Source organism: Pseudomonas chlororaphis (assembly GCA_001023535.1).
GTDB lineage: Bacteria > Pseudomonadota > Gammaproteobacteria > Pseudomonadales > Pseudomonadaceae > Aquipseudomonas > Aquipseudomonas chlororaphis_E.
The window spans coordinates 4,514,063-4,527,235 of the sequence record CP011020.1; the positions used below are offsets into that span (position 1 = coordinate 4,514,063).

Here is a 13,173-nt window from a genome sequence, read left to right on the forward strand (position 1 = left end):
ACAAACTGTCAGATCGGATTCGGGCAATCTACGAAGATGTGCTCCAGGGCAAACCGGCGCGCCAGGTAGTCGCCCAAGGCCTGGACGCCGTAGCGCTCGGTCGCATGATGGCCGGCGGCGATGAAGCTGATGCCGTTTTCCCGGGCGCTGTGGAAGGTCTGCTCCGAGGCTTCGCCGCTGAGGTACAGGTCAACCCCGGCCAGCACCGCCTGATCGATATAGCCCTGGCCACCACCGGTGCACCAGCCGACTCGCCGGATCATCGACTCACCTTCGATCAGCAGGGGTTCGCGGCCCATGGCCTCCTGGACCTTGCGGGCGAAATCCCGGGCGGTCATGGGCTCGGCCAGGGAGCCCACCAGGCCGACGACCTTGGGGTTGTCCGGGTCCAGCGGCCCCTCGACCGTGATATCCAGTTGGCGAGCCAGTTGCACGTTGTTGCCGACCTCCGGGTGCAGGTCCAGGGGCAAGTGATAGGCCAGCAGGCTGATGTCGTGCTTGAGCAGGGTTTTCAAGCGACGCTGCTTCATGCCCGTGACGCAGGGGTTCTCGCCCTTCCAGAAGTAACCGTGGTGCACCAGCACCAGGTCGGCGCTGGCTTCCACGGCCGCCTCGAGCAACGCCTGGCTGGCCGTGACACCGCTGACAATGCGCATCACCTGGGGCGCGCCTTCAACCTGCAGGCCGTTGGGGCAATAATCGGCAATCCTGTTGCTTGCCAGGTAGCGGTCCGCTTCTTCGACCAGGGTGCTCAGGGCGACGGCCATGAAAAGACTCCTAAATATCCCGTTCAGAGGCGCGCGCGGCCTCGTATAATGCGCGACATTATGGGCGGTCCCATACCGCCTGCAACCTTTGTAGGACATGCTTAATGCTCAAGGCGCTGCGTTTTTCCGGCTGGCCGCTGTTGGCCGGCGTGCTTGTCGCTCTATTGATTATCCAGCGCTACCCGGAATGGGTCGGCCTGCCGAGCCTCGATGTCAACCTGCAGCAGGCGCCGCAACCCAAGACCCTGTTGCAGGGCCCGGTGTCCTATGCAGACGCCGTCACCACCGCGGCGCCGGCGGTGGTCAACCTGTACACCACCAAGGTCATCAACAAGCCCAGCCACCCGCTGTTCGAGGACCCGCAGTTCCGGCGCTTCTTCGGTGATAACTCGCCCAAGCAGAAGCGCATGGAGTCGAGCCTGGGCTCGGGCGTGATCATGAGTCCCGAAGGCTACCTGCTGACCAACAACCACGTGACCAGCGGCGCCGACCAGATCGTGGTCGCCCTCAAGGATGGCCGCGAAACCCTGGCCCGCGTGATCGGCAGCGACCCGGAAACCGATCTCGCGGTGCTGAAGATCGACCTGAAGAACCTGCCGGCCATCACCATCGGCCGTTCCGACAGCATCCGCATCGGCGACGTCGCCCTGGCCATCGGCAACCCGTTCGGGGTCGGCCAGACCGTGACCATGGGCATCATCAGCGCCACCGGCCGCAACCAGCTGGGCCTGAACAACTACGAAGACTTCATCCAGACCGATGCCGCCATCAACCCCGGCAACTCCGGCGGCGCGCTGGTGGACGCCAACGGCAACCTCACGGGGATCAACACGGCGATCTTCTCCAAGTCCGGCGGCAGCCAGGGCATTGGCTTCGCGATCCCGGTGAAACTGGCGATGGAAGTGATGAAGTCCATCATCGAACACGGCCAGGTGATTCGCGGCTGGCTGGGCATCGAAGTCCAGCCACTGACCCAGGAATTGGCGGAGTCCTTCGGCTTGTCGGGACGGCCAGGCATCGTGGTCGCGGGGATTTTCCGCGACGGCCCGGCGCAGAAGGCCGGCTTGCAACTGGGTGACGTGATCCTGAGCATCGACGGCGAACCGGCCGGCGACGGCCGCCGCTCGATGAACCAGGTGGCGCGGATCAAGCCCACCGACAAAGTCACCATCCAGGTGATGCGCAACGGCAAGGAGCTCAAGCTCACCGCCGAAATCGGCCTGCGCCCACCGCCCGCGCCAGTGGCCGTCAAAGAAGAGCAGTAGCCCGCTCAAATCCCCTTTGTGGCGAGGGGAGTTATCTGTGGCGAGGGGATTCATCCCCGTTGGGCTGCGCAGCAGCCCCCTTGAACCCTCAGACTGATCGTATGGCCTCCCGGGCTGCTTCGTAGCCCAACGGGAGCAAGCTCCCTCGCCACGAAGAACCTGGCAGCTTGCGATTTCGTGTTAAATCATGGATAGCATAAATTCTCATTAGTAGTGTTATATTGTTTCAATTAAGGAAATTGGAACAACATAACATGTCATCTTTAAAACGGATTTCTTTCGTCAGCCTGGCCTTCGGCCTGTTGGGCGATCCAGCCCTCGCTGAAGAACCCCAGCCCCTGGAACTGGACGCCATCAGCGTCACGTCCGATTACGAATCGCCCTCCGGCCCCGTCAAGGGCTATCGTGCCACTCGCTCGGCCAGCGCCACCAAAACCGACACGGCCCTGCGCGACATCCCCCAATCGATCAGTGTGATTCCCGCCAGCGTGCTCAAGGACCTGGGCAGCACCCAGGTGGAGCGGGCGTTGGAATATGCGGGGGGCGTGTCGAAACAGAACAACTTCGGTGGCCTGACGCTCTACGAATACAGCGTGCGCGGCTTCACCACCTCGGAGTTCTACAAGGACGGCTTCAGCGCCAACCGGGGTTACCCAAGCACACCAGACACGGCCAACATCGAACGCATCGAAGTGCTCAAAGGCCCGGCGGCGAGCCTGTATGGACGCGGCGATCCCGGCGGCACGGTGAACATCGTCACCAAAAAGCCCCAGCCAGACGCCTTCACCACCCTGCAAGCCAGCGCCGGCAGTTGGGATCGCTACCGCACCGCGCTGGACGTCAACAAACCGCTGGATGCCGAGGGCAACCTGTTGTCGCGGGTCAATCTGGCGATCGAGGACAACCACAGCTTTCGCGACCACGTCGACGGCCAGCGGGTGTTCGTCGCCCCCACGCTCAGTTGGCAACTGAACCCCGACACCCGCTTGCTGCTGGAAAGTGAAATCGTGCGCCACCGTTCGACCTTCGACCGCGGCATCGTCGCCCCGGACAATCGCTGGAGTGGCGTTTCGCGCTCGACTTTCCTGGGCGAACCCAACGACGGTGACATCGACAACCACAACAACATGCTCCAGGCCGCCCTCGAACATCAGCTCAACGACGCGTGGCAAGTGCGCCTGGCCAGTCATTACAAGCAAGGCGAACTCTGGGGCTTTGCCTCCGAAGCACGCCCGCTGAATGCCGACGGCCACACCGTCAATCGCCGCTACCGCGAGCGGGACAACGACTGGCATGACAGCATCACCCAGTTGGAACTGCGCGGCCTGTTCGACCTCGGGCCCTGGCAGCATGAACTGCTGATCGGCGGCGAGTACGAGGATTATCGCAAGAACGAACGCGTCACCACCGTCAACGGGGGCGCTTACCCCATCGACCTCTACCACCCCGTCTACGGTCAGCCAAAACCCAACGGGCTGCGCACCGGCACGGACTTCTTCGAACGCGTGCAAAGCCGCGCGCTGAGCCTCCAGGACCAGATCGTCTTCACCGACCGGTTGCGGGGCATGATCGGCATGCGCTACGAGCACTTCGAACAGCACATCGACGATCACACCACGCGCGTCACCCGGCGCCAACGCCACGACGCCCTGACGCAACGGGCCGGCCTGTTGTACCAACTGACACCTGAAGTCGGGTTGTTCGCCAATGCATCCACTTCGTTCAAGCCCAACAACGGCCTGGATGCCCAGGGAAAATCTTTCAACCCCGAGGAAGGCACCGGCTATGAAGTCGGGCTCAAGAGCGAGTTGTTCGAAGGTCGCCTGAGCACCACCCTGGCGGCGTTCCATATCGAAAAGGAAAACGTCCTGGCCCTCGACCCGGGCACCGACACCAGCCGTGCCATGGGCAAGGCCCGCAGTCAGGGCATCGATCTGCAAGTTACCGGGCAGTTGACCGACGCCATCCGGGTGATCGGCGCCTTCGCCTACATCGATGCCGAAGTGACCCGAGGTGACGAAGCCATTCCCACCGGCAGCCGGATCCTCGGCGTTGCCAAGCGCAGCGGCAGCCTGCTGGGGGTGTATGAGTTCCAGGATGGGCGACTGCGGGGCTCGGACGTCGGTGCGGCGTTCACCTACGTCGGCGATCGCTCAGGCGAAGCCGGCGGCGACTTCCAATTGCCGGCCTACCACACCGTGGACCTGCTGGCGCATTACAAGGCCAGCGAGACCGTCACCGTGGGTCTGAACCTGAACAACGTCTTCGACGAAAAATACTACGAACGCGCCTACAGCAACTATTGGGTCAACCCCGGCGAGCCGCGCAACTTCACCGTCAGCCTCACCCTCGATCTGTAAAGGAACCCCCGCATGAAACACCCCAAGACAATCGCCCTGCTCGGCCTGCTCCTGGCAACACAGGCTTCGGCCCATGGTTTGTGGACCGAACAACGGCGTGGCAACATCGAAGTGGTCTACGGCCATGGCGCCGAGGACAACGCGTTCAAGGCCCAGAAAATCAGCGGTGCCTGGGCTTATGACCTCGCCGGCAAAATGATCCCCGTCACGGTGCAACGCCTGCCCGACCACGCCCGCCTGCAACCGCTCAAGCCGCCGGCGGTGTTGGCGGTGGCACTGGACAACGGCCCGTGGTCGCAGACGGCCGACCAGCGCTGGGTCAATGAAGGACGCAGCAAAGTACCGGGGGCAATCGCGTCGACCCACACCTTCAAGTACAGCCTGGCCATCTACCAACCGGGGGCAAAGCTGCCGAAGCTGGAGTCGATCAAGTTCCTGATCCGGCCCCAAGTCGATCCGCTGACGGTCGGCCCCGGCCAGTCGCTACCGGTGCAGGTGTGGCTGGATGGAAAACCGGCGGCCGGGGTGAAGCTGGTGGGCGACTACCGCAGCGCGCCGAACACTGTATCCACCGAAACAGACGCCGACGGCCGGGCTACGGTACTGGTGCGTAACGAAGGGTTGAATGTCATCGCCGCCCAGATGGAGGTCCCGCTCACGGACGACCAGGACGCTGCCACCCGTGGTGTTTTCACCTCACTGACCTTTCTCGGCGAGCCCCATCACGAATGAGGCCTTGATGTACAACCTGTGGGAGCAAGCCTGCTCCCACAGGGCCGACCTAAGGCTTTAGAGTTCGCCCAAGCCGTCGATCAGCGCCTGGTTCTGCTCCGGGGTACCGATGCTGATCCGCAGGAACTGGGCGATCCGCTCCTGCTTGAAGTGCCGCACGATGACGCCCTGCTCCCGCAGTTTGGCCGCCAGACCCGCCGCATCATGCCGAGGGTGGCGAGCGAAGATGAAGTTGGCCGCCGACGGCAGCACTTCAAAACCCTTGGCCTGCAGCTGCGCCACCACCCATTCGCGGTGCTCGATGACCAGGCGGCAGGTCTGCTCGAAATACTCGCGGTCGTCGAACGCCGCTGCGCCGCCGACATTCGCCAGGCGATCCAGCGGGTAGGAGTTGAAGCTGTTCTTGATCCGCTCCAGCGCTTCGATCAGGTCCGGATGCCCCACCGCCAGGCCCACCCGCAACCCCGCCAAGGAACGGGATTTGGACAGCGTCTGGGTGACCAGCAGGTTCGGGTAGCGGTCCACCAGGCCGATGGCCGTTTCGCCACCGAAGTCGATGTAGGCTTCATCGACCACCACCACCGATGCCGGGTTGGCCTTGAGGATCTGCTCCACCGCGTCCAGTGCCAGCAGGCAACCAGTCGGGGCGTTCGGATTAGGGAAGATGATCCCGCCGTTCGGCTTGGCATAGTCCGCCGGATCGATCCGGAACTGCGCGTCCAGCGGCACCGCATCGAACGAGATGCCGTATAGCCCGCAGTACACCGGATAGAAGCTGTAGCTGATGTCCGGGAACAGGATCGGCTGGTCGTGTTGCAGCAGGCCGTGAAAGATGTGCGCCAACACTTCGTCCGAACCGTTGCCGAGGAACACCTGGTTCCCCTGTACCCCGTAGTAGCGGGCCACGGCACTCTTCAACTGGTCACTGTTGGGGTCGGGGTACAAGCGCAGGTTGTCGTTCAACTCGGCCTGCATCGCCGCGAGCGCCTTGGGCGACGGCCCGTACGGGTTCTCGTTGGTGTTGAGCTTGACCAGTCGGGTCAGCTTCGGTTGCTCGCCCGGCACGTAGGGCACCAGGTCCTTGACGAACGGGCTCCAGAATTTACTCATTTCAGTTTCCCCTGCCCTTCACTGGAAAGCTCATCGACAATGCGGTACTCGGCGCTGCGGGCGTGGGCGCTCAGCGATTCGCCACGGGCCAGCACGGAAGCCGTCTTGCCCAGCTCGGACGCACCCTGCTCGGAGCAGAAAATGATCGACGAACGCTTCTGGAAGTCATACACCCCCAGCGGCGACGAGAAGCGTGCGGTACCGGACGTCGGCAGTACGTGGTTGGGCCCTGCGCAGTAGTCGCCCAAGGCTTCGCTGGTGTGGCGGCCCATGAAGATCGCGCCGGCGTGACGGATCTTCGGCAACCAGGCCTGCGGATCGGCGACCGACAACTCCAGGTGTTCCGGAGCGATGCGGTTGGCGACCTCGATGGCCTGCTCCATGTCATCGACCTTGATCAGCGCGCCACGGCCGTTGATCGAGGTGTTGATGATCTCGGCGCGGTCCATGGTCGGCAGCAGCTTGTCGATGCTGGCGGCGACCTTGTCGAGGAACTCGGCGTCGGGGCTGACCAGGATCGCCTGGGCGTCTTCGTCGTGCTCGGCCTGGGAGAACAGGTCCATGGCGATCCAGTCCGGGTCGGTCTGGCCGTCGCACACCACGAGGATCTCCGAAGGACCGGCGATCATGTCGATGCCCACCTGGCCGAACACGTGACGCTTGGCAGTGGCGACATAGATGTTGCCCGGCCCGACCACCTTGTCGACCCGCGGCACGCTTTCGGTGCCATAGGCCAACGCAGCCACGGCCTGGGCGCCGCCGATGGTGAACACCCGGTCCACCCCGGCGATGCAAGCAGCCGCCAACACCAGCTCGTTGATTTCACCGCGCGGGGTCGGCACCACCATCACCACTTCGGCCACGCCCGCGACCTTGGCCGGGATGGCGTTCATCAGCACCGACGATGGATAGGACGCCTTGCCACCCGGTACGTACAGGCCGGCACGGTCCAGCGGCGTGACCTTCTGGCCCAGCACCGTGCCATCGGCCTCGGTGTAGGTCCAGGAGTCCTGCTTTTGCCGTTCGTGATAGTCGCGTACCCGGGAGGCGGCTTTTTCCAGGGCTTCGCGCTGGGCCACGGTGATCCGGGTCAGGGCCAGCTCCAGGCGCTCGCGCGGCAGGATCAGGTCAGCCATGGACGCCGCTTGCAGGCCGTCGAACTTCTGGGTGAACTCCACCAACGCGGCATCGCCACGCTCGCGCACCGCCTTGATGATGTCCAGCACCCGCTGGTTGACCGAGTCGTCTGACACACTTTCCCAGCTCAGCAGATGATCCAGATGATGTGCGAAATCCGGATCGGCAGCGTTGAGTCGGCGAATCGAAGTGGGAGCGGTCATAGCGAGGGCCTCATTAATGGCAAATGCTCAGGCGCCCTAAGCTACCAGTCCATTCGCGTGGGCACCTGAGAAAATTGGCTATGACACGGATAGACGGGCGCGACCGAAGTCGCGCAGGTGTATCAGCCGCGGTGTCGCGATTCCACTGCCTTGCGCAGGGTATCGATCAAAGCCTGGATACGGGCGTGCTGCATTTTCATCGAAGCCTTGTTGACGATCAGCCGGGAGCTGATGTCCGCGATGAAATCCTGGGGCTCCAGGCCGTTGGCCCGCAGGGTATTACCGGTGTCGACCACGTCGATGATCTTGTCCGCAAGGCCGATCAGCGGCGCCAGTTCCATCGAACCGTACAGCTTGATGATATCGACCTGGCGCCCTTGCTCGGCGTAGTAGCGCTTGGCAATGTTGACGAATTTGGTCGCCACCCGCAGGCGCCCCTTGGGCTGCGGCGCGCCGACTTTACCGGCGGTCATCAGCTTGCAACGGGCGATTTGCAGGTCCAGGGGCTCGTACAGGCCCTGGCCGCCGTATTCCATCAGCACGTCCTTGCCGGCAACGCCCAGGTCGGCCGCGCCATGTTCAACGTAGGTTGGCACATCAGTGGCACGCACGATCAGCAAGCGCACGTCGGCCTGGGTCGTGGGGATGATCAGCTTGCGGCTCTTGTCCGGATTCTCGGTCGGCACGATGCCCGCTTCAGCCAGAAGCGGCAGGGTGTCGTCAAGGATACGGCCCTTGGACAGTGCGATGGTCAACATGGAAAGCGTCAGTCCTTATCAAGGTACTCGTGCCCGGACGCAAACGGCGCCGGACACACATCGAGGGTGCAAACACCCTCGATTTGAAACGAATCAAAGGACGCGTCCTTGCGCCCACGGAAAGTGCCTGAGCAGCGCCTTTCCAACTAGCCCGGTACGCGGCGGATCTTGGCGCCGAGCATCTGCAGTTTCTCTTCGATGCACTCGTAGCCACGGTCTATGTGGTAGATGCGGTCGATCAGGGTGTCGCCTTCGGCAATCAGGGCCGAGATCACCAGGCTGGCCGAGGCCCGCAGGTCGGTGGCCATCACTGGCGCGCCCTTGAGCTTCTCGTTGCCGGTGACGATGGCGGTGTTGCCTTCGACCTGGATCTTGGCGCCCATGCGATGCAGCTCGTACACGTGCATGAAACGGTTTTCGAAGATCGTCTCGATCACCGCGCCGGTGCCTTCGGCAATCGCGTTGAGGGAGATGAACTGGGCTTGCATGTCGGTCGGGAACGCGGGGTACGGAGCGGTCCGCACGTTAACAGCCTTTGGCCGCTTGCCGTGCATGTTCACTTCGATCCAGTCTTCGCCACAGGTGACTTCGGCGCCGGCTTCCTTGAGTTTTTCCAAAACCGCTTCGAGGATGGTCGGATCGGTGTCCTTGACCTTGACGCGGCCACCGGTGACGGCAGCAGCCACCAGGTAGGTGCCGGTTTCGATCCGGTCCGGCATCACCTTGTAGGTGGCCGAATGCAAGCGCTCGACGCCGTCGATGGTGATGGTGTCGGTGCCGGCACCGCTGATCTTGGCACCCATGGCGATCAGGAAGTTCGCCAGGTCCACCACTTCAGGCTCGCGCGCGGCGTTCTGCAACACGCTGCGGCCCTTGGCCAACGCCGCGGCCATCATGATGTTCTCGGTCCCGGTCACGCTGACGGTATCGAAGAAGAAATGCGCGCCACGCAGGCCGCCTTCAGGTGCCTTGGCCTTGATGTAGCCGCCTTCAACGTCGATCACCGCGCCCATGGCTTCCAGGCCGCGGATGTGCAGGTCCACCGGACGCGAACCGATGGCGCAACCGCCAGGCAAGGCGACTTCGGCTTCGCCGAAGCGGGCGACCATCGGGCCCAGGACCAGGATCGACGCACGCATGGTCTTGACCAGTTCATACGGTGCGACCAGGGTCTTGATGGTGCGCGGGTCGATCTCGACGGCGAGTTTCTCGTCGATCACCGGCTCGATGCCCATGCGGCCGAACAGCTCGATCATCGTGGTGATGTCGTGCAGGTGCGGCAGGTTGGCCACGGTCACCGGGCCATCGCACAGCAGGGTCGCGGCCAGAATCGGCAGAGCGGAGTTCTTTGCCCCGGAAATACGGATTTCGCCATCAAGACGAACGCCGCCGGTAATAATCAGTTTATCCATAAGAATCTCGACGCCCTTGGGCTCAGGTGCGCTCGGCCCAGGCCGCGCTGCTGAAAAATTTCATAGTGACCGCGTGGATGCTGCCATCGGTGATCCATGGGTTCAAATGGGCATAGACCTGCTGCTGACGCTTCACCGGGCTCAATGCCGCCAGTTCATCGCTGATCACGTTCAACTGAAAGTTGCAGCCTTCGCCTTCAACTTCCACCTGCGTACCTGGCAGTTTTGCTTCAAGGAAGCTCTTAACTTCTACAGCCTGCATGCTCAACCTCAATCGGCGCCCAGTGCGCGCGGGTCGCACATCATACAAAAAAGCCCCGCGCCTGCGAACCCCGCGTAGCAGGACTCTGACAGGGGGCTTCTCGCAGATGTGGGTCAGGGGTGCGCCAACAGCTCGGTCAATTCGCTGACCTGGGCTATTTCGCGCATGTCTTCGGGCATCGCGCGGATGCTCCACGTCTTGCCGGCCGCCTTGGCGTCCCGGATGAAGCACAGCAGCAGCGACAAGCCGACACTGCTGGACTTCTGCACCGCCGAGCAGTCAATGACCACTTCGGCGGCACCGGAGGACTTAATCAGCGCCTGGCCCTGCTTGCGCAAGGCCGGGCCGGTGCGATAGTCCAGCACACCACTGAGCATCAGCTCGCCGGCCTGGCCCGGACGAACGGCCGACTCACTCACCGGCTCGATCATTGTTCCTGCTTCTCTTTGGCTTCTTCGGTCACTTCCTTGGCCTTGGCGACTTCGCCAGCCCAACCGTCGATGGTCTTGTCCAGGTTGTTGCCATTGCGCTGCATCGCGTCGGCGAACTGGTCACGGAACAGTTTGCCAATGTTGATGCCGTTGATGATCACGTTGCGCACTTTCCACTCGTCGTTGATCTTCTCGAGCGTGTAGGAAACCGGGTAGACCGCGCCGTTGTTGCCCTTGACCTGCATGTCGACGCTGGTGCGGGTGCCGCTCTCATCCTTCGCCGGCGAGACGGTGATGCCCTGGTTGTTGTACTCGAGCAACGCGTTGCCGTAGAACTGCATCAGGCTGCGCTTGAAGTTTTCCTGGAAGCGGGCCATCTGCGCAGGGGAAGCCTTGCGCGAGTACTTGACGGTCATGATGCTCTTGGAAATGCCGTCGGCGTCCACGACCGGGCCGACGATACCGTTGAGCGCGTCATAGAACGCGCTCGGGTCTTGCTTGTATTTCTCTTTGTTGGCGGCAAGGTCTGCCAGCAACCGGGTGGTGGTGTCCTGGATGATGTCGTGAGCCGAAGGCGCGGCCACGGCGTTGCCCATCAGCGGCAGCGCCGCGAGCAACACCAACAGGCCACGTCGCAAGATAGAGATCATTCAAAAGCTCCTCATTTGGCGTCTTTGCTAACGGTATTGAGCAGGAATTTACCGATCAGGTCTTCGAGCACCAGGGACGACTGCGTATCGTGGATGGTTCCGCCGTCCTTGAGCACGGTTTCTTCCCCGCCTACGCTGAGGCCAATGTACTTCTCGCCCAGCAGCCCAGCCGTGAGGATAGATGCCGTGGTGTCAGTCGGCAGGTTGTCCACGCGCTTTTCCAGCTGCAGCGTCACCCGACCGGTGAAATCCTCTCGGTTCAGATCGATTGCCGTGACCTTGCCGATGGTCACACCGGCCATGGTCACCTTGGCTCTGACAGTCAAACCGGCGATATTGTCGAAATAAGCATAAAGTTTATAAGTGTCGGTGCTTGCCGTCGGCGCCAGCCCACTGACTCGCAGGGCCAGCAGCAGCAAAGCCAGGATGCCAGCCAGCAAGAAAAGGCCGACACCGATTTCCAGGGTGCGGTTTTGCATCAGAAATCTCCAAACATCAAGGCGGTCAGAATAAAGTCAAGGCCCAGGACCGCCAGCGAGGCGTACACCACGGTCTTGGTTGTGGCACGGCTGATCCCCTCTGACGTGGGCTCACAGTCATAGCCTTGAAACACGGCGATCCAGGTCACCACGAAAGCGAATACGGCACTTTTGATCACGCCGTTGAGCACATCGCCGAGGAAGTCGACGCTGTTCTGCATGTTGGACCAGTAGGAACCTTCATAGACCCCCAGCCAGTCGACCGCGACCCAGGAACCGCCCCAGATCCCGACGACGCTGAAGATCATCGCCAGCACCGGCAGGGAAATGAAGCCGGCCCACAGGCGCGGGGCAATGATGTACTTGAGCGGGTCCACGCCGATCATTTCCAGGCTGGACAATTGCTCGGTGGACTTCATGTTACCGATTTCAGCCGTCAACGCCGAACCGGCACGCCCGGCGAACAGCAGCGCGGTCACCACCGGGCCGAGTTCGCGCAGCAGGGTCAGCGCGACCATCTGCCCGACGGCCTGCTCCGAGCCGTAGCTGGACAGGATGCTGAAACCTTGCAGGGCCAGCACCATGCCGATGAAGATCCCGGAGACCACGATGATCACCAGGGACATCACGCCCACGGCATGCAATTGCTTGACCAGCAGACCAAAACCGCCGCCGGTGGAGTTGCGGCCCAGCAAGGCGTGCATCAGGAACAACGAGGAACGGCCCAGCACGGCCACCACGTCGATACCCGATCGGCCAAACAGGCGGATTCTTTCCAGTAATGATTTCTTGCGCATCAGCGCTTCCCCAGCAGATCGGTACGGTAATCCGTGGCCGGAAAATGGAACGCCACCGGGCCGTCCGGATCACCCTTCATGAATTGGCGAATGCGCGGGTTGTCCGAGTCCTTGAGCTCTTGGGGCGTGCCCTGCCCCAGTACCTGGCCATCGCCGACCACGTAGATGTAGTCCGCGATGCTGGCGGTTTCGGCCAGGTCGTGGGACACCACGATACTGGTGATGCCCAGCGCGTCGTTGAGCAGGCGGATCAGGCGCACGAGCACGCCCATGGCGATCGGGTCCTGCCCGACGAAGGGTTCGTCGTACATGAGGATCTTCGGATCGAGGGCAATCGCCCGCGCCAGGGCGACCCGGCGCTTCATGCCGCCGGACAGCTCGTCCGGCATCAGGTCGAGGGCGCCACGCAGCCCGACGGCCTGCAACTTGAGCAGCACGATGTCGCGGATCATCTCTTCCGGCAGGTCGGTATGGACCCGCAGGGGAAAGGCCACGTTCTCGAAAACGTCCAGGTCGGTAAACAATGCACCACTCTGGAACAGCACGCCCATGTGCTTGCGCGCATCGAACAGGTCGCTGCGCGACAACTGGGGAAGATTCTGGCCATTGACCCAGACTTCGCCGGCACTGGGACGCAACTGCGCGCCCATCAGCCGCAGCAACGTGGTCTTGCCGCACCCGGAAGGCCCCATGATGCCGGTCACCTTGCCGCGTGGAATGCGAATATCGATGTCATTGAAAATGCTGCGCGTCCCTCGCTTGAAGGACAGCCCCTTCAGCTCGACCGCGTAAGCGTTGTCGGCACTCATC

At 62.5% G+C, this 13,173-nt stretch carries 14 protein-coding genes; 3 read left to right on the forward strand and 11 right to left on the reverse strand.

The features are described 5' to 3' along the window. Nucleotides 1–8: 8 nt before the first annotated feature. A complete protein-coding gene (locus VM99_19840; protein AKK00217.1) occupies nt 9–767 on the reverse strand; it encodes a metal-binding protein in 759 nt (252 codons plus the stop codon). A gap of 104 nt (nt 768–871) precedes the next feature. On the opposite strand from VM99_19840, the gene VM99_19845 reads away from it, so the two are divergent. From VM99_19845 to VM99_19855, 3 genes are all read left to right on the forward strand, one after another. Further along, a complete protein-coding gene (locus VM99_19845; GenBank protein ID AKK00218.1) occupies nt 872–2,032 on the forward strand; it encodes a 2-alkenal reductase in 1,161 nt (386 codons plus the stop codon). A 254-nt stretch (nt 2,033–2,286) separates the two neighbouring features. Further along, nucleotides 2,287–4,392, forward strand: a complete 2,106-nt coding sequence (locus VM99_19850; GenBank protein ID AKK00219.1) for a TonB-dependent receptor — start codon at nt 2,287–2,289, stop codon at nt 4,390–4,392. 12 nt (nt 4,393–4,404) lie between these two features. Continuing rightward, entirely contained in the window at nt 4,405–5,124 is a 720-nt protein-coding gene (locus VM99_19855; GenBank protein ID AKK00220.1) for a nickel ABC transporter substrate-binding protein, read from the forward strand. A 57-nt stretch (nt 5,125–5,181) separates the two neighbouring features. Here the strand turns inward: VM99_19855 and VM99_19860 are convergent, their stop codons facing one another. The 10 genes from VM99_19860 to VM99_19905 form a co-directional block, all read right to left on the reverse strand. Then, nucleotides 5,182–6,234: a histidinol-phosphate aminotransferase gene (locus VM99_19860; GenBank protein AKK00221.1), complete on the reverse strand. Its 1,053-nt coding sequence runs from the start codon at nt 6,232–6,234 to the stop codon at nt 5,182–5,184. Then, the gene (locus VM99_19865; GenBank protein AKK00222.1) at nt 6,231–7,574 is read right to left on the reverse strand and encodes a histidinol dehydrogenase; all 1,344 of its coding nucleotides are present in this window, start codon (nt 7,572–7,574) and stop codon (nt 6,231–6,233) included. The genes VM99_19860 and VM99_19865 overlap by 4 nt, the downstream gene beginning before the upstream one ends. 122 nt (nt 7,575–7,696) lie before the next feature. Beyond that, a complete protein-coding gene (gene hisG / locus VM99_19870; GenBank protein AKK00223.1) occupies nt 7,697–8,332 on the reverse strand; it encodes an ATP phosphoribosyltransferase catalytic subunit in 636 nt (211 codons plus the stop codon). A gap of 146 nt (nt 8,333–8,478) precedes the next feature. After that, on the reverse strand, nt 8,479–9,744 hold the full coding sequence (locus VM99_19875) for a UDP-N-acetylglucosamine 1-carboxyvinyltransferase (GenBank protein AKK00224.1): 1,266 nt from the start codon (nt 9,742–9,744) through the stop codon (nt 8,479–8,481). Nucleotides 9,745–9,766: 22 nt separating this feature from the next. Next, nucleotides 9,767–10,006, reverse strand: a complete 240-nt coding sequence (locus tag VM99_19880; GenBank protein ID AKK00225.1) for a BolA family transcriptional regulator — start codon at nt 10,004–10,006, stop codon at nt 9,767–9,769. A 113-nt stretch (nt 10,007–10,119) separates the two neighbouring features. Continuing rightward, a complete protein-coding gene (locus VM99_19885) occupies nt 10,120–10,425 on the reverse strand; it encodes an anti-sigma factor antagonist (GenBank protein AKK01804.1) in 306 nt (101 codons plus the stop codon). 8 nt (nt 10,426–10,433) lie between these two features. Beyond that, the gene (locus VM99_19890; GenBank protein AKK00226.1) at nt 10,434–11,087 is read right to left on the reverse strand and encodes a toluene tolerance protein; all 654 of its coding nucleotides are present in this window, start codon (nt 11,085–11,087) and stop codon (nt 10,434–10,436) included. 11 nt (nt 11,088–11,098) lie between these two features. Next, nucleotides 11,099–11,566, reverse strand: coding sequence for an organic solvent ABC transporter substrate-binding protein (locus tag VM99_19895; protein AKK00227.1), 468 nt, complete (start codon nt 11,564–11,566; stop codon nt 11,099–11,101). Then, nucleotides 11,566–12,363 carry an ABC transporter permease gene (locus VM99_19900; GenBank protein ID AKK00228.1) on the reverse strand — a complete coding sequence of 266 codons (798 nt, stop codon included), beginning with the start codon at nt 12,361–12,363 and terminating at the stop codon, nt 11,566–11,568. Before VM99_19900 ends, VM99_19895 begins: the two co-directional genes overlap by 1 nt. Next, nucleotides 12,363–13,172 carry an ABC transporter ATP-binding protein gene (locus VM99_19905; GenBank protein ID AKK00229.1) on the reverse strand — a complete coding sequence of 270 codons (810 nt, stop codon included), beginning with the start codon at nt 13,170–13,172 and terminating at the stop codon, nt 12,363–12,365. Before VM99_19905 ends, VM99_19900 begins: the two co-directional genes overlap by 1 nt. Nucleotide 13,173: the final 1 nt, after the last annotated feature.